Origin of the sequence: Clostridium cellulovorans 743B (genome assembly GCF_000145275.1) — a bacterium.
In the GTDB taxonomy this organism is placed as follows: Bacteria; Bacillota; Clostridia; order Clostridiales; family Clostridiaceae; genus Clostridium_K; species Clostridium_K cellulovorans.
Genome location: NC_014393.1, coordinates 1720412 through 1738897, shown reverse-complemented (window position 1 = coordinate 1738897; position 18486 = coordinate 1720412). Strand labels below are relative to the sequence as shown.

The following is an 18486-nucleotide window of genomic DNA, read 5'->3' as shown; positions in this document are numbered from 1 at the left end:
ACCTCCTAAAATTAACAGCCTCTATGTTTATCCATAGAGGCTGTTTTTTTTATCTTAATCTATTTTTAGTATAGTCATGAAGGCTTCTTGTGGTACTTCCACAGAACCTACCTGTCTCATTCTCTTCTTACCTTCTTTTTGCTTTTCAAGCAACTTCTTCTTTCTTGTAATATCTCCACCGTAACATTTAGCTAATACGTCTTTTCTCATAGCTTTTACAGTTTCTCTAGCAATTACCTTTGAACCAACAGATGCCTGTATAGGCACTTCAAACATTTGTCTTGGAATTATTTCTTTTAATTTTTCAGCTATTCCACGACCTCTTGCATACGCTCTTTCTTTTGGAACAATCATGGATAATGCATCCACTATATCTCCATTTAAAAGTATATCAAGCTTAACAAGTTCGCTTTCAGTATAGCCTATTAATTCATAGTCAAAGGATGCATAACCCTTTGTTCTAGATTTTAATGCGTCAAAGAAATCGTAGATAATTTCATTTAACGGAATTTCATAAGTTATCATAACTCTAGTAGTTTCGATATAATCCATTCCCTTGAAGATACCTCTTCTGTCTTGGCACAATTCCATAATAGGTCCTACATAATCAGAAGGAGCTATTATCGATGCCTTAACCATTGGTTCCTCCATCTTACTAATTTCTGTAGGTTGCGGCATATTTGTAGGGTTTGTAAGCTCGATTAACTCTCCATCAGTTTTAGTGATTTTGTATATAACTGATGGTGCTGTTGTTATGATATCCAGGTTAAATTCTCTTTCTATTCTTTCTTGGATGATTTCCATATGTAATAATCCAAGGAAGCCACATCTAAAACCAAATCCTAAGGCTATTGATGTTTCTGGTTCAAAAGCTAAAGATGCGTCATTAACTTGAAGTTTTTCTAAAGCTTCTTTTAATTCTGTATATTTAGCTCCATCAATAGGATAAATACCGCTGTATACCATAGGTATTGCTGGTCTATATCCTGGAAGTGCTTCAGTTACAGGATTCTTCGCATAAGTTACTGTATCTCCAACTCTAGCGTCTCTTACATTTTTTATAGAGGCCGTAAAGTAACCAACCATACCAGGTGTTAATTCAGGTATTGGGAAATAACCTGGTGTAAACACCCCTACTTCTGTAACTTCGTATTCCTTACCTGTAACCATTAACTTAATTTTTACTCCTGGCTTTAATACTCCATCCCTAACTCTTACATAGCATACAACACCTTTATAGCTATCATAGTAAGAATCAAAGATTAATGCCTTTAAAGATGCATCTGGGTCTCCTACAGGGGCTGGTACCTTTTCTACTATAGCTTCAAGAACATCCTTAATATTTAATCCAGTCTTTGCTGAAATAAGTGGAGCATCATGCGCTTCTATACCGATTATATCTTCTATCTCTTGCTTAACCTCATCTGGTCTTGCACTTGGAAGGTCTATTTTATTTATAACTGGTACAACATCAAGATTGTTATCTACTGCAAGATAGCAATTGGCTAAAGTTTGAGCCTGTATTCCTTGTGTTGCATCAACAACTAATATAGCGCCTTCACAAGCTGCAAGGCTTCTTGATACCTCATAGTTAAAGTCTACATGACCTGGAGTATCAATGAGATTCAATATGTATTCTTCTCCATTGTCTCTTCTATATATTAATCTTGCTGCTTGAGATTTGATAGTGATTCCTCTCTCTTTCTCAAGTTCCATATTATCTAAAACCTGTGATTCCATTTCTCTTTGAGTCAAAGTTCCGGTTTCTTCTAATAATCTATCGGCAAGAGTAGATTTTCCATGATCTATATGTGCAACTATGCAAAAGTTTCTTATGTTACTAGCGATGTTTTTATCCATGCTTCTACCCCCAACGTATATTAAATCAAAGTACATTATATCATAAAATCTTTCGTCTGTGTCAAGTAATTCTATTAAAATCTTAGTGTGGGTTTTTATTATATAGATATTGTGCAATTATTCTGCTTAAAGCACTTGCGGTATTTTTACTTTCCCCTAAGGTATTACAATCTGCCCCCACCTCAATAAGAACAGCATTGTTACTTAAATCTTGGTTAAAGCAAAGGATTCCTCCATTATACTCTGTAGGACTCTTAATAAGCCCAGGATATATAGAATTTCCTATAGCCATTAAATTATTCATTACTTCTATGTTTTTATTATAACTGCCAAAGCTTGTATCATAGACAAACATCGCTTTACTATAAAGATTATTATTAATGCTGCAAGTAAATGATGCTTTTATAGAACCTGCATCTCTATGAAGATCTATAACAAGTTGAAAATCTCCATAGGTATTTAAATAATTCTTAAAACTCTCTCTAGAACTAGCATAGGCATTATTATAATCAAAGCTATGATCTGAAGTATCGTGTATTACATTATAACCATATCGATTTAATTCTTTGGTTAAAACCTCACCAACAGCCACAACACTTAAATTAGGATTTTTTTGTGTGCTAGAACCAGTATCGTTGTAAGCTTCATAAGTATGAGTATGGTAAATAAGTACTTGTGGCTTACTTGAAGGTTTTACAATGAGATTCTTATCAAAATTATGTAGATTATTATAGTCTTCATCTGGATTTAATGGTGGTACTACATTTGAAGGTTGCTCAATAACTATATCCCCATCATTTAAGGTAAAAGATTTTATTATATTATAAAGACTTCTTGATTTTTTATCCTCAACACTTGGAGTCTTTTTAAATAATATAGGAGTTTCCTTTACTATAATCGTCTGAGGAGCATCAAGACTCATATTAAAAATCTTTGAGAAGACTTTTTTTAGAGTGAACGCACTTTCGGAGTTGTCCGCATTCATTTCAGCATTAGTTCCTATGTATGTTACAGAATTATCTATTAACTTTTTATAAAAAGTATTTTGTCCTGTCTTGTTAATATCTCCCCAGACAGTCCAATATTTTAAAAGTGCTGAAAGTATGATTGTGAAAATCAAAAATAAAAACAAGGTAATTGTTAGAGCTTCTAGACCTTTTTCTTTGTTCCTCACCTTATAGCTCATAAGTAAATCCCTCCTCATGTAAAAGATATGAGAAAGGATTTACTTATATGATTAATGAAAATTTAAAACTTATTTGAATAAATCAAAATTTCATTGTCAGACTTAGTGTTAGAAAATCAATTTAAATACCTATTAATATCGTCTAGATCAAGAGCTGGCTGCAATGAAATATTTATAGCATTAGCTATAATTTTTGATAGAGATTCTATAATAAGATCAACTTCCTTTGGAGTAACTACCAAATCACCTAATCTTGGTGCTAAAATTTCTTTTATCAATGCTTCCTTATCTTCATTTAATTCAGTAATTACTCTATGAAAACTACTTCCCTCTGTTGATTTGCTACTAAGATCATCTAATACCATTTCTATTGTATCATGAGCTAAAGTTGTAGCATGAACTACTGTTGGAACACCAATTGCTATAACCGGTATACCCAAAACTTCTTCACTTATCGAAAGTCTGTGATTTCCTATTCCTGCACCAGGTGATATACCGCTAGTTCCAATTTGTATTGTAGAATTCACCCTATCTAATTTTCTACTAGCTAAAGCATCAATACAAATTATGAGCTTTGGCTTAATCTTTTCAACAACTCCCTTAATTATCTCAACGGTTTCTATACCAGTAGTACCAAGAACCCCTGGGGCCATAGCACAAACTGGTCTAATATCATCATCAATTGACTCAGGAACCAATTCTTTTAAATGCCTGGTTACCATGAGTTTTGAAACAACTTTAGGCCCTAAAGCATCTGGTGTTACCATCCTATTACCCAATCCTACAACCAAAGCTGTCTCATTATTATCTAGCTTAACTAATTGAGATAATTCCTTAGCCATTGTCCTGCTCAAGGAATCCATAGTATCTGAGTCATAATGAGCATAACTTGGAATGTCTATAGTGATATAGGTACCCTTCGGTCTTCCTAAGGTCTTTGCACCTTCATCAGTTAAAACTTTAACTGTAGCTACTTTTACATCATCATCAACCTTTTCTAAATATTCAACGCCGTTTATCTCACTTTTATTTTGCTGTTCTATATATTCTTTAGCTTCCACAGCTAAATCAGTACTTATACTGTACATAAACTCACCATCCTAGGATTTTATTGTAATTTTCTTATAACATTACCTATAAATATATTATCTCTTATATTTTTTTTAATATTCTTGGTAATATTTCTAAGGTAAATTAAATAAAATATAGGTTCTGATTTTTTTCCCTTGAAGTAATTTGCATAAAGTGATATAATACATACGTTACTCGATTAAACAGCAATTCCCCAAGCTGTAAAACCTTATAGAAAAAGGTGGTGAAATTATGGCAAATATTAAATCAGCTAAAAAGAGAATTAAAGTTATCGAAAAGAAAACTTTAAGAAACAAAATGATCAAATCAGCTCTTAAAACTACTATAAAGAAGTTCGAAGTTGCTGTTGATGCTAAAAATGCTGAAGAAGCTAAGGCAAACTTCAACAATGTAGTTAAAGCTTTAGATATGGCGGCTTCAAAAGGAATAGTACATTCAAACAAAGCTGCTAGAAAGAAGTCAAGATTATCAGCAAAATTATCAGCTATGTAGGATAAATAAACCGGTTTTATAAGACCGGTTTTATTTCTTTTTATATTAATTTATTCTTAATAATATAGTGGCTAATATACGACTCTTCTATGGATGTCATTAAAAACTCCTTTAATATATATTTAAAGAGCTTCGTGGATTAAATATTATTCTTACCTTCTTTATAAAATCATAAATCAAAGTGTTCTTTTATAATTTTTGCAACACTTTCTGCTGAAAGATTAGAATTGTTAATTTTAATATAATTATCAAATAGTATCTCACCATCATTGCTAACACAACGATAATTCATGTCATCATTGATTAGCCTTTGATTAGAACTTTCAATATCTCTCTTTGAAGCCTTATGCTTTAAGCGATTTTCAGTAATATTTCTTTGTAATCTCACTTCTTGAGATGCAACAAGTTCCACATAATAAACATCAGCACCATTTTTTCTAAAGATATTAGTTACATGCTCAATATAATCCCAATCCGACTTTTGATTAAAAGCCCATATATATGTAAATATCAATCCATAGTTACTTGAGTTCGCAAATTCTTCAAAAATAACCTCTCTCATCCTAGCTATAGCTTTCCCATGAAAATCTCCAAACACTTCAAGAACTGGTTCGATGGTCATATGATTGTGAAATAATCGTAAACCTGTAATTTTCATAAGTTCTTGTCCAACTGTCATTTTTCCTACTGCTCCATCTCCGATTAAAAATACCAACTTCAAAAAATTTCCTCCTATACTACTTAACAACTCTTTTATGGGGCTCACGTGGTATTGTAAAAATTCCACTTTCTTATGATATCTTTTAAAAGATTCTTCAAAAAAACTTTATTAACCTCTACAACGCCACCAATGCTCACGATACCCATAAATAATAATGTATGCCTCCAATAAAATGCTGTAGATATACTTAATTTATTGTTAAAGTTTTTATTATATCTACTATTTAGGCCTTCTAAGCTAAAGCTATCTTTATTAATAACCTTTCTAGCTCTATTTTCACATCCACAGAAGAACTTTTAAGTATTCTTTCACTTTCTAAGCAATGACCTAAAATTTTCATCAATTTCTCTTCCGTAAATTTTTTACTTTGTGCCATCATCTTTTCAGCTATATAAGGATTAAGATGTAATTCCTTTGAAAGCACTTCTAAATTCTTTCCTTTTTTTGAACCAAGCTTCAGGCTTAATATTATTTTAAACTGTCTTTCTATCATAGATAGAATCACAGGAAACTTCTCACCTCTAAATATAAGTTCATTCAATATATCCAAGGCTACCTTTGTATTCTTTTGTGAAACATAATCCACTAGATTAAAGATATCACTATCACTTTTAGGTGGAGCTAAAAGAAAAATATCTTCTTTTGTTATAGTTCTTCCCAGAGCATAACAACAAAGTTTCTCTACTTCATTTATTATAATATCCATATTATTATCAAGCCCTGAACAGAAAAGTGAAAGTTCTGCTTTTTCTATTGGTTGGTTTCTTTCCTCAAAAAGTACTTTAACTTTTTTTTGTAGTGTTGCACTTTTAAGTTGTTTGAATTCAACAACTGTACACTTTTTCTCAAGAGCCTTAATCTTTTTACTTGCCTTATCTCTTTTCTCGTCAAAAACGTAATAAAGTATCAAGATGCAATGTTCTGGCACCTTATCTATATAAGCACTTATTTTCTTGAAGGTATCTTCCGCACTAACACCTTGTTGTTTTCCATCGTCCTCTAAAAAAACTGCTCTATATACAACTACAATTCTCTTTGAATCCATAAAAGGCAAGGTCTCACAAGAATTTATTATATCCTCAGCCTTTGATGTAATACCATCAAATTGTACATAATTTAAATCAAAAAAATTGGGATCTAACTGCTTTTTAGAAATATTTCTTATATTTTCTTTGATTAAGCTTTCATTAAAACCAAACAATATATATTTATTATCAATTTTATTGTTTTTTATATTCTCCTCAAGAACTAAAAAGTCTATCATTAATGTATTCTCCTTTGCATTCTTAAGGATATTTTATCATTTCTCATAAAAATATCAAAATTATTTCCGCTGACCATATCTATGAGTTTTATTATTGAAACTAGTCCATAAATTTTGAGATATATTAAAAACTCACTATTCTTTATTAGAAGTATATAAAAAATTGTATTTGTTATATACATTCTTAGCGAAATACAATACTTTACAACTTAATCAATACATATTAAAATTATTATTTAAGTAAGAATATGTTTATAAATTGTAATCATACTTTTATAAATCCAATTAATATTACCCGTCTCATTGGAGGTTTAAATTTTATGAATAATAAATTAACATTAGAAAACATGAAGAAACTACAGGAGGAATTAGAATATAGAATGACCGTAAAAAGAGCTGAGATAGCAAAAGAAAAACTAATTGCAGCAGCCCACGGAGATAGATCTGAAAATGCAGAATACAAAGAAGCTTGTGCAAATTATAGAGAAAATGATAATAGAATTCAATATTTATTAACTATGATTTCAACAGCTACCTTAATAGATGAACATACTGTAGATAAGTCAACTTTAGGAATTAATACTAAAGCTAAAGTTAGATTTATAGAAGATGATTATGAAGACGTATTAACATTAGTAACGACTATGGATTTAGATCCTGAAAATATGTACATAAGTATAGAATCAGATTTAGGCAAAGCACTATCTGGCAAAAAGGCTGGAGAAATAGTTACAGTCAATGCTCCTGAGGATATTTATACAGTAGAAATATTAGAAATATTATAATTTATTATCTTTAGCTTCAGTACTATATATATGAATAACTACAATTTTTATAGATGCTATCTATAAAAGCTACTTTCATCAGTTAACTAATGAAAGTAGCTTTATTATTAATATAAGTTTTCAATTTTAAAAAGTTATTTTATCTTCAAAAACTTAGTCCTGTTGATAAAAATACAGGTCTTATTTATCTTTTCCGTAATAGTTTATTAGACAACCAGCTAAGATTATATCTCTTTCATCCTTTGTAAGGTTCTTGAAGTAAAGGGTAACTTCTTTAACTCCTTTAGAACCTACAAGTTTAGCTTTGATTTCTTCTTTGCCAGCTTCTACAGCTGCTCTTATGCCTTCAACGAAAACATAATCACCGTTTTCGATACCAACGCTGTTTTCTTGATCAATTGTGAATGGAAGCATACCCCAGTTTATTAGATTGCTTCTATATCTCTTAGTTGCGTATTCTACTGCTATATTAGCAGTTCCGCCTAAAACTTTTTGGCATGAAGCTGCTTGTTCTCTAGCAGAACCGTCACCTGGTTTGTTTGCATAAACTACGCTACCAAGACCTGTGTTCTTTATCATATCTTCTGTAGCTTCAACTTGGTCAAATACCTTCTTTAATTCTTCTGGAACTACACCATTTTGTAATTCTCCATTTAAAGCTTGTGTAGCTTTTGCTCTTTCTACATATAATGGCTCTTTTCTTGATAATGTGAACTCAGCTAATTTTAATGGATTTGAACGGTATGAAGAAGTTTCTCCTGATGGAATTAATTCATCAGTAGTAGTAACTTCATCATAGATTACAGCAGCAAATTTTAATAGCATATTATCTGCTAATTGAGGCATCTTTGGCCAATCTGTTATGTTCGGTCCAAATTTTAAATCTAAGCTTGTATCTGCTTTGCCATAACCTTGGTATACTCTATTTCCATAGATGTTACCATTAAAGCTATATGCTGTTGAGAATTCTGGTATATAAACTTCAGTAGCTGGTGTTAATATACCACCATTTAATGCTGTTGCTGCTATAGATGTTGCATCCATTAATGCTACAGCAGCAATTTGTCCTGCACCCGGTTTTGAACCTTCTCTGCTTGGGAAGTTTCTAGTAGTATGTCTTATACTAAAACCGTTGTTATTTGGAACGTCTCCTGCACCAAAGCATGGTCCACAGAAGGCAGTTTTCATTACAGCTCCACTTTCCATTAACTTACCTGCTGCACCGTTTTTAAGTAATTCTGAATATACAGGTTGACTAGATGGATATACGCTTAAGTTGAAATAATCTGATCCTACAGATTTTCCGTCTAAAATAGCAGCCATCTTTGTAATATTTTCAAAAGTACCACCAGAACATCCTGCTACGATACCTTGATCAACTAAAATTTTACCATCGACAATTTTATCTGCTAAACTGATTCCGTCAACATTTCTTAAAATTTCTTCTGCATTTTCATTTAATTCTTTTATAGTATATACATTACTTGGATGGAAAGGTAATGCTATCATAGGTTGTACTTTACTTAAATCTACTCTAACCATACCATCATAATAAGCTACACTACCTGGCTCAAGTTTAGCATAAGCTTCTGCTCTACCATGAGTCTTATAATATTCTTGAACTTTTTCATCTGTAGCCCAGATTGAAGATAAACAAGTAGTTTCTGTAGTCATTACATCAATTCCGTTTCTGAATTCTACAGAAAGATTTTTTATTCCAGGACCAACGAATTCCATAACTTTATTCTTAACAAAAGCATTCTTAAATACTGCACCTATTATTGCAAGAGCAACGTCTTGAGGTCCAACCCCTAGTGCAGGCTTGCCTTCTAAATAAACAGCTATAACTTCTGGATAATCTATATCATAAGTCTTGTTTAGTAATTGTTTTACAAGTTCTGGTCCGCCTTCTCCTACAGCCATAGTTCCAAGAGCACCATAACGAGTGTGGCTGTCTGATCCAAGTATCATATTTCCACATTGAGCCATCATCTCTCTCATATATTGATGAATAACAGCTATGTGAGCAGGTACATATATACCACCATATTTTTTTGCTGCTGAAAGACCAAATACGTGGTCATCTTCATTGATAGTTCCACCTACAGCACAAAGACTATTGTGGCAGTTAGTTAATACGTAAGGTAATGGAAATTCAGTCATTCCGCTAGCTCTAGCAGTTTGAATAATTCCTACATATGTTATATCATGGGAAGCCATAGCATCAAACTTAATTTTTAAGTTATCCATATTTCCTGATGTATTGTGTTTATTTAAAATACTATATGCTATCGTATTTTTCTTAGCTTCTTCTATATTTATGTCACTTTTATAATCTTCTCTATATTCACCATTACAAAGATAAACACCTTGCTTAATCAAATTTACCATTTTCAAAGCTCTCCTTTACATTTTAATCACTCTCTTGTTATTATAAATAAAAGACTTTAATTTGTATAGTGAATTATTTGAATAATATTAATTCATATTTTCGATAGTAAAGGAGGAAATGTTTTTGAATTACGATTTTTACAAAACCTTTGTAATTCTAGCAGAAACAAGAAACTTTTCAAAAGCAGCTAAAAAACTTAATATTGTTCAATCAACAGTATCAAATAGAATAGGTGAGCTTGAAAAATATCTTCAAGTCCCATTATTTAATAGAACCAATAAAAACGTTGAACTTACTCAATTTGGAACTAACTTTTTACCTTATGCCAAAAGAGTAATAGCTATTGAAGAAGAAGGAATTTCTCATTTACACAAATATAATTATAAGAACACCATAAAAATAGGAGCTGTTCATTCCCTCTATTATAGATATGTTGAAAAGATAACAAAATCCTTTATGGGCACTAACCACGACACTTCCGTAAAGGTGGTTATTAACCATTCAAATATACTTATGGAAATGCTTGAGGATAACCTCATTGACATAGGCTTTGTATACCAAAAACCAAAATCAACTAAACTACATTGCATTGGTACTTTTAGTGATGATTTTATATTGGTAACAAAGAATTCCCCTGAATTTTTAGATACAATTTCTTTGGAACAATTACCTACTCTAAATTTACTTCTAGCAGACTTAGGTAACGACTTTCATCAATGGCTGGAGACTAAGCTAAAGCGAAAGCTTGATTACAGGCTTTATGTTGACCAAATGCTTGAGCTTGTGGATTTTCTATATGAGGGCTTTGGATATGCATTTATGTTAAGATCATTGACTAAAGATTTAATTTTTGAAGGCAAATTGAAAGAAGTCAAAATTAATAACTATTCCCCTTATATAGTTAACGGTTATGTATTTGTTGATAAATCTAAAATAAAGAATCCTTCTGTTGATTCCTATACAAAACATATTATTGATATAATATAGCTCCCGTTATATAGATATATCATTGAAATCTATATTGAATGCAAAAGTTTTTATTCTTAACACTATTCCCCATGTTAATAAACTTAATGAATAAGTTAATGTTTAACTCTAGCACGCTATATTTTAGGTAGTATTTTTATGCTATATAGGTTTCAATAAAGAATTTTAATAGGTATAATAGTAAATTTCTTTTAAATTATTTATAATACTATTTTTTTATCCAATAAATAATAGTATTATAAAACAGTACATTTAGTGAATAAATTCTTAGGAGGTACTCTTTTTGCAAAAAAAAATTATTTTTCCCGTACTATTATCCTTTTTACTTCTTTGTAGTTGTTCAAATAGCCCAACAGTTCAGAATACTGACAGCACAGTTGTAAAAAAAGAAAAACAAAACAATACTAATATAGACAAAGAAAAGTCAGAGAATAGCAACACAGAAATTGAAGAAAACTCCACGAAAAACACTGATAAACCTGCTAACAATCCTGGAATTAACGATAACGCTACTGTAAATAATCCTACAGTAACCACAACTTACAAAGCAGCAAATCAAGGTGTTCCTGTAATCATGTATCATTCAATTGCTTACGAAGAAGGAAATCCAGCACGATTACCAGTGGAAAACTTTAAAGCACAAATGCAGTATTTAAAAGATAATAACTATACAACTTTAACCTTAGATGAACTTTATAAATATTACACCGAAGATTATCCTATTCCAGAAAAATCTGTAGTTTTAACCTTTGATGACGGCTATGATGACAACTACACATCAGCATACCCAATATTAAAACAATTCGGTTTTAAAGCTACAATATTTTTAATATCAGATTTTATTGATAAAATGCCTGGATATTTAAATTCGACCCAAGTAAAAGAATTAAATGCAAACGGCATGTCCATAGAATGTCATACAGTTGATCATCCTCATCTTGACCAATTAACTGTTGATCAACAAAAATTAGAATTAGAAAATTCAAAACAAGCTATCGAAAAGTTATTAAACAAACAAGTAAAATACATAGCTTACCCTTATGGTGGCTATAATCAAGATACTCTCTCATTAGTATCGCAGTTAGGCTATTCCCTTGCCTTTACTACTGATGGCAGATGGTCTGAAAAATCTGATGGTTTAGTAACTCTAGATAGGGTATATATCAGTGGTTTTGCACCATTAGAAAAATTCATTACTAGAATAACTGACCCAAATTATGATAATACAGATTAAAAACTATAATACCTAAATAGCGAGGTAGCATAACTATGAAAAAAAAGAAGATCCCTTTTTTTAACCTTCTTATATTTGCGATTTTAGTAATAACAATTGTCCTTGCTGTAGTGTTTTTTAAACATAACACTATTAGTGATAACTCTAACAGCAATACATCAATTGAAAAAACAAAAAATACAACGGATACTTCAACTGAAAAAGCTAAGGATATCACTAATGCTTCAACAGAGAATACCGATAACAACGCTGCAATAAACAATTCTCAAGGCAATAATTCTGCTACAAAGAAAGAAGACAATACAACAAAGGATGATTCTGCTGAAAAGTATGAACAAGCTTTCAATCTTTTCTTTGCAAATGACTATGAAAAATCCATAGCTATCGCAGATGAAATATTATCACAAAATCCAAACTATTATATGGCCTACAATATAAAAGGAATTGCCCTTTGCTATAAAGGAAATTTTCAAGAAGGCATAAAAAACATAGATAAATCCCTTGAACTAAAAGCTGACTTTCCTTATGGACGCTTTAATAAAGCATTAGCTTTAGAGCTTTTTGGCTACTATGAGGACGCTTTAAAGGCATATGATAAAGCTCTACAGGTTGACAAAAGCAACCCTTGGATCTATTACGGTATCGCTAGTATTTATGGAAGATATGGTGATGTAGAAAATACCATTAAGTATATGTCAGACGCTATAAAGTTAGACCATAAAGTAAAGGAAGAAGCTAAAACAGAGTCTGACTTCGACAATGTAAGAAGTAGCAACAAATTTAATGAATTAATAAACTCTTAAATATCTATCTCTTAAGCATAATATATTAGCTTAAGAGATATTTTATTTACGAAACATAATAGAACCACATCTATCTTAATGGATTTTACAGCTTTATTTCATATACGTCTCTATTTTTCATTCACAAAATATAATAAGCTAAAATTATTAACCAAAGAACATTTCTTAGCTATCACAAGGCCTCTACGCCTTAATATAAAAAAGCCTTGCCTCCCAAAAATGATATTGTATAAATAGTTTTTGGTGTGTATTCATAACCTTCTATATAACTAGTTGGCAATACAACTAGCTTTTCACCTTTGTTTTTATTCTTGATATTTTTATCCTCTGAGAACTTATAAGAAAAATCTTTTGTACTACCTTCTAATGATAAAGTTATGGCTTTTTTTTCGCCAAATTCGTCCTTAGAGATACAATCCAAGTTATCTATTTTTAATTTAAACTCTCCTATTTCTAAACTCCCCTTCTCCGTATTATCCTTAACCATATCTACCTGCATAATCTCCTTTATTTGATTTTCTTCCTTTGTACTTTTTATCCTAGAATCTAAATATAATTCTGAATAAAACTTATATTTTGCGATGATTCCACAAGTACTTTTATATTGAATTACTTCAAAGGTTGGAATAAAGCAATATGTTCTAATTATCATCATTAAACAAAGAATAACAGGGAGACATTTAAAATTTCTATACCCTCTCTTGTAAAGAATAAAACTTGTATAGATTAGTAACATTGATATGCCTTCGAAATAACCTCCATGCAGTTTTCTTGGCATTATCATATTTAAAAAATGACTGATACCTCTTACTGAAAAAAATAGCACTTGGACCAAGTAAGCTATACAATTAAAAACTGGAGTCAAAAAATATGCTACAATAAGACAATTCCCCACAATAATAATCAAGGAATAAACTGGTACTAAAACTAGATTTGCTAAAACTGAACCAATTGCAATATTATTAAATACCATTAGCATATACGGTATCGTTGTGACTTGAGAACTAAAATCTAATGCCAAAGATTCCCTTATTGGACTTGGAACTTTATATAAATATCTTTCAATTTTACTATTAAAAATTATTATTCCTAAAGTAGCCAAAAAAGACAGGTTAAATCCTGCTCCTATGATTTCATAAGGCTTAAAAAGTAAAATTAAAATCGCTGCTAAAGATATAGAAGATACACCGTCATAATTCTTAAAAGCTTTTCTTGATAGTGTCAGTATACTTATCATAATAAAAGCCCTTATCGTGGCATTATTGGCTCCAGATAAAAAAGTATAAAAGAACACAATCAAAAGAGCAAACCATTCCCCCTTGATTTTTTTCAAAAGGGAAAAAATTATAGCAAGATTAAAACCTGAGACACACATAATATGAATTATCCCAAATTCATTAAACTGATCTATATCCTTATCCTCAATATACGCTTTATCACCAAGGCACAATCCAACAACTAAGCCACTATTCCTCTCTCCAATGGCATCAGCTAACTTTTTATAAAAATTATATTTATAATCCTGTATTTTTGATATAAAATCTTCTTTACCTTTAGCAATTTTATCTACAACTACAAAACCAACTATTCCATCCTTTACCTCTATGTTTTTTCTATATTCTCCAGCTATAATATAGGTTTTATTTATTAAAAGTTTCTCCTCTTTAATGCTGTAGAGTTTTAAAGTCCTTCCATTATATCTTGCTATAGCATTGTTTCCATAAGTTCTTTCAATCCTAACTTGGTTTATAAAATCTTTTTCTACTTTAGGATTAAAATAATATCCTGAACAAACTAATCCAAGAATAAAAAAAGCTAACATAATTAATGCATAACTTTTTTCTATAACCCAAAAAGCTAGTATTAAAAATATCATAGGTAAAATTAGTAAAAGCCTTAAATCCTCTAAATAAAGACAATATGTAGTTATACCAATAATAAAAGAAACCGCATAATAACATAATGGTTTCTCTAGTTGATCCTTATACATAAAAAAACACCTCTAAACAAGAGTATGTCCACTTGCTTAGAGGTTAAACAATGTTTTATATATTTTTTAAAAGTTTTCTTTGAACCTAGGTATAATATAAAGGAAAATTACAGAAACAAGCATTAATCCTAACTTTACAGCATGATTAATTAATATTTCATAAAGATTAATAAAATCTACACCTAAAATCATTCCAATAACATAGGTACAAATAGAAATCATGAGTATATTAAATAAGAAATACATAAATCTCTTACCTTTGCCTATAATAGAAAACTTATTTTCCATTATAAGTTCAACCATTAAAAGCATTATTAGTCCTACAATAGCTTTATACTTATCATCTGCACTTATTAAGAACATAGTTAACGTTGGACTAAGAACAGAAACCACAGAATATGATATGATTCTTATAGTATTTTCATTAGAAAACAACCCTTTATCAATACCATATTTTTTATGATTAATAATTTCTGCGCTGGAATAATTTCGTATAAGCTTAATACACAAGTATAAATAATAGAATATTCCTAAAAAGAATATTGCTGCACTAGGAAACTTTATTCCTAAAACCATGTTTGCAATAAAATTAAACAATGTATTAGAAATAGTTATATAAAACGCAATCAAGAATAATTTCTGCAAAGAACATAAAACCTTTTTAGAGCTTATTATAAGATCTATTATTTTGCTATAGCTATTTTCACCTATAAAACCATCGCTTAATTTTTTTGCAATAAAGCTGCAATTATTTCCTACAGACAATGAAACATTTCCTTCTTGAAAAGCCGGAATATCTGCAAGGTCTGAACCAGTAACTGCGATATTAGAACCAACACCCTTTAATATTTTCACTATAGAATGTTTCTGATTATGGTTTATCTTACAATAAACCTTTGTTTTTTCTATAACTCTTTGGAATTCACCTTCATCACTGTTTTCAAGTTCTACACCACTTACTACTTGATCAACGGAAGTTGCAAGACCTACAGATTTTGCAAAGGAAAAAGCAGATAACTTATTGTTGTCACAAACGACGATAGGTTCTATCCCTGCAATCTCACCTTGTTCTAGCTGATAATCTAAATATGGCTTTTCTGGATTTTCAAAACCGATTATCCCAACAAACACGAGATTAGACTCAATATTTTCTTCTACAGTTGGTTGATAATTAAAATTTCTATATGCAAAAGCTATTACTTCGAGATTATTAGCTGCCATCTTTGCACTATGTAGCTTTATTTCATTTATGTCCTTTGGCGTTATTTCTACCTCTATACCTTTTTTCATTATAAATCTGCATCTCTTAAGAATTTCATCTACAGAGCCTTTTGTATGTGCTCTACAATTATTCTCTATTCTATCTACAGATGTATCTATTTTTTTACCATTATCATAAGGTATATAAAATACTCTTGGGCCTCTAAATTGAATCTCTTCCCAATCAATTCTTAATTTTTTACAAAGTCTTATTAATGCCACATCATACAAACTACCATTTAATTTTAGTTCATCTTCTATATTAGAAATCTTTGCATTATTACAAATAACCCCTATTTCAATAAGACGCATTTGGTTATAATCATCATCTTTTCTAGTGAAATGTTGATGAAATTCATCATCACTATAATATTGCAAAGCAATAGCAAAATCTTCCGTTAAAAAACCAACCTTATCTATAATCATAGCGTCCACACTTGTCAATTTTAATAGTGAAGATAGTCTACTCATATGTACATTATCTTTTTTCAAATGTCTATCATAAAGAAACCAAAGTAAAAATACGCATAATAATAACGGTTGTGCATAGCTGTAAAGAGTATTTGCTGTAACACCGAAAATATCCTTAGTTCTTATAAAACTAATAATAACTTCTATAATAGCTAATGCTAGTGTTATTTGAGCAATAATATTGGTAGCATCAAAGATCCCCTTAAAAAATCTCTCACTTTCCTCAGTTGAACTATTAAGGTGTGTCAAAATACTTCCCATCTGTGTAGCATCACCTACGGCAACTGCTACTGCAGTAACTTCACCAGCAATAATAAAAGACCCTTTAAATAAACAATTTTTTATCTCGCTTAAAGTGAATACTTCTTCATCTATTCTCGTATGATACTTCTCAACAAGTTCATTTTCTCCAGTCAAGAGAGTTTCTTTTACTCTCAATTTTTCTGAGGAAATAATTCTTGCATCTGCTGGACACATATCGCCTTTCCTCAATAAAAGTATATCTCCAACAACAACATCCTTAGCAGAGATTTTTATATCTACACCATCTCTAAGAACCCAAATTTCATTATCATTATATTTATTAAAGATTTTATAATTGTTTTTCTCATTAATTTCATCCTTTAATATAAATGCTATTATAGCTAAAAAGATAACAGTACTTATGCCTCCAGCAATTAAATCATTCTTATAAAAAGAATAAAAACTTAACAATATAAATACAATACCCCAACTATTAAATAAAATCTTTAAGGATAACTTCCAAAAATTCTTAGGATTGACCACTTTTATTTCATTACTTCCATAGATTTTTCGCTTATCTCCAATATCTCCTGATGATAAACCATAGATTTCACTTGTTCCAATTTTTTCAACAACTTTATTCCAGGAAAGTCGATACCATTCTCCCAAACTCTTTCCCCCCAGTCAAATAATTTTTCATATTACTAATATATCATATTAGTTATCGTTGATTTTATTAATGTATTTAGCACCTTCATTGAAGTTTAGCTTTTTTTCATAAAGCTAGTTATATGTATCTATTTCACTTCTATGGAATCTTTTATTTTTTCAAAAGTCTTTTCACCTATGCCACTAACATTTTTTAATTCTTCAATGGTTTTAAAAGGACCATTTTTCTCTCTATATTCTATAATCTTTTCAGAATAAGTCTCTCCTATACCTTTTAAAGACATTAATTGTTCCTTTGTTGCTGTATTTATATCAACTTTTACATCGGTTTTTTCTGTACTAGTGCCTTTATCGTCACCTTTTTTATTATTGCTTCCAGCACTATTATTACTTGAAATTATATTATTTACAGCAACAGCATTTTCTATATGATCTCCTACTTTGTATACGACAACGCTATCTTCATCTTTTAACTTTAAAGCTTGATTAATAGTTTTATCAGCATTTTCAGTTAATCCTCCTGCTGCCTCAATTAAATCCCTAATTCTGCTTCCTTCATCCAAATCATATATTCCTGGATTTTTCACCTCACCTTGAACTTGAACTACAATTTTTGATGAACCTTGCTTTTTTGAATCATCAACCTTACTTTGGCTTTCTTCCGTATTCTCTCTTTTATTTTCTTGTTTATTCTCTTGTTGATTTTCTACATTTAAACTCTCCTTCTGAAATGAAGAATCTTCTGAAGTATCTATCATTACTTCCATATCCTTATCTGTAATAACCTTAGGCTGAGATAATTTATAACCAACAGCCATCATAATCACTAACAATATAACAACTGTAATAGATCCTATTAATTTCTTATTTTTGTCCATAAATATACCTTTCAAATTAAGCTTATATTAGTTGAACTAAAATTATATACATAAACTGTGAATTTTTACTTGTACTTTTAATCCAACGAGTATATCTTTATATATCTCCATTTCCCTTTAGTTTCAAACAGACTTAACTTAAAAATAAACTATTTTATG

General features: G+C 30.4%; 14 protein-coding genes. 5 read left to right on the top strand and 9 right to left on the bottom strand.

The window, feature by feature from the left end:
- Positions 1-54: 54 nt before the first annotated feature.
- From lepA to gpr, 3 genes are all read right to left on the bottom strand, one after another.
- Positions 55-1860: a translation elongation factor 4 gene (lepA, locus tag CLOCEL_RS07135; RefSeq protein WP_010075970.1), complete on the bottom strand. Its 1806-nt coding sequence runs from the start codon at positions 1858-1860 to the stop codon at positions 55-57.
- 82 nt (positions 1861-1942) lie between these two features.
- A complete protein-coding gene (locus tag CLOCEL_RS07130) occupies positions 1943-3046 on the bottom strand; it encodes a stage II sporulation protein P (RefSeq protein WP_010075971.1) in 1104 nt (367 codons plus the stop codon).
- A gap of 116 nt (positions 3047-3162) precedes the next feature.
- Positions 3163-4134 carry a GPR endopeptidase gene (gene gpr / locus CLOCEL_RS07125; protein ID WP_010075972.1) on the bottom strand — a complete coding sequence of 324 codons (972 nt, stop codon included), beginning with the start codon at positions 4132-4134 and terminating at the stop codon, positions 3163-3165.
- 235 nt (positions 4135-4369) lie between these two features.
- On the opposite strand from gpr, the gene rpsT reads away from it, so the two are divergent.
- Positions 4370-4630, top strand: coding sequence for a 30S ribosomal protein S20 (rpsT, locus tag CLOCEL_RS07120; RefSeq protein ID WP_010075973.1), 261 nt, complete (start codon positions 4370-4372; stop codon positions 4628-4630).
- Between the two features lie 169 nt (positions 4631-4799).
- Here rpsT and CLOCEL_RS07115 read toward each other — a convergent pair whose 3' ends face one another.
- Both CLOCEL_RS07115 and holA read right to left on the bottom strand, forming a co-directional pair.
- Positions 4800-5351: a DEAD/DEAH box helicase family protein gene (locus CLOCEL_RS07115; protein WP_010075974.1), complete on the bottom strand. Its 552-nt coding sequence runs from the start codon at positions 5349-5351 to the stop codon at positions 4800-4802.
- Positions 5352-5583: 232 nt separating this feature from the next.
- Entirely contained in the window at positions 5584-6615 is a 1032-nt protein-coding gene (gene holA, locus CLOCEL_RS07110) for a DNA polymerase III subunit delta (RefSeq protein WP_010075976.1), read from the bottom strand.
- Positions 6616-6935: 320 nt separating this feature from the next.
- On the opposite strand from holA, the gene CLOCEL_RS07105 reads away from it, so the two are divergent.
- Complete coding sequence (locus CLOCEL_RS07105; RefSeq protein WP_010075977.1) at positions 6936-7400, top strand: GreA/GreB family elongation factor; 465 nt, start codon at positions 6936-6938, stop codon at positions 7398-7400.
- 180 nt (positions 7401-7580) lie between these two features.
- Here the strand turns inward: CLOCEL_RS07105 and CLOCEL_RS07100 are convergent, their stop codons facing one another.
- Positions 7581-9791 (bottom strand): hydratase, encoded by a 2211-nt coding sequence (locus tag CLOCEL_RS07100; protein WP_010075978.1) that lies wholly within the window; start codon positions 9789-9791, stop codon positions 7581-7583.
- Positions 9792-9915: 124 nt separating this feature from the next.
- Between CLOCEL_RS07100 and CLOCEL_RS07095 the strand changes: the two genes are divergently transcribed.
- The 3 genes from CLOCEL_RS07095 (at position 9916) to CLOCEL_RS07085 (ending at position 12816) form a co-directional block, all read left to right on the top strand.
- Positions 9916-10779, top strand: a complete 864-nt coding sequence (locus tag CLOCEL_RS07095; RefSeq protein WP_010075979.1) for a LysR family transcriptional regulator — start codon at positions 9916-9918, stop codon at positions 10777-10779.
- Positions 10780-11062: 283 nt separating this feature from the next.
- A complete protein-coding gene (locus CLOCEL_RS07090; RefSeq protein WP_010075980.1) occupies positions 11063-12013 on the top strand; it encodes a polysaccharide deacetylase family protein in 951 nt (316 codons plus the stop codon).
- Between the two features lie 35 nt (positions 12014-12048).
- The gene (locus tag CLOCEL_RS07085) at positions 12049-12816 is read left to right on the top strand and encodes a tetratricopeptide repeat protein (RefSeq protein ID WP_010075981.1); all 768 of its coding nucleotides are present in this window, start codon (positions 12049-12051) and stop codon (positions 12814-12816) included.
- Between the two features lie 190 nt (positions 12817-13006).
- Here CLOCEL_RS07085 and CLOCEL_RS07080 read toward each other — a convergent pair whose 3' ends face one another.
- The 3 genes from CLOCEL_RS07080 to CLOCEL_RS07070 form a co-directional block, all read right to left on the bottom strand.
- Positions 13007-14806 carry a ComEC/Rec2 family competence protein gene (locus tag CLOCEL_RS07080; protein ID WP_010075982.1) on the bottom strand — a complete coding sequence of 600 codons (1800 nt, stop codon included), beginning with the start codon at positions 14804-14806 and terminating at the stop codon, positions 13007-13009.
- A 66-nt stretch (positions 14807-14872) separates the two neighbouring features.
- Positions 14873-17449, bottom strand: coding sequence for a P-type ATPase actuator domain-containing protein (locus tag CLOCEL_RS07075; RefSeq protein WP_013291666.1), 2577 nt, complete (start codon positions 17447-17449; stop codon positions 14873-14875).
- A 128-nt stretch (positions 17450-17577) separates the two neighbouring features.
- Entirely contained in the window at positions 17578-18327 is a 750-nt protein-coding gene (locus tag CLOCEL_RS07070) for a ComEA family DNA-binding protein (protein ID WP_010075985.1), read from the bottom strand.
- Positions 18328-18486 lie beyond the last annotated feature (159 nt).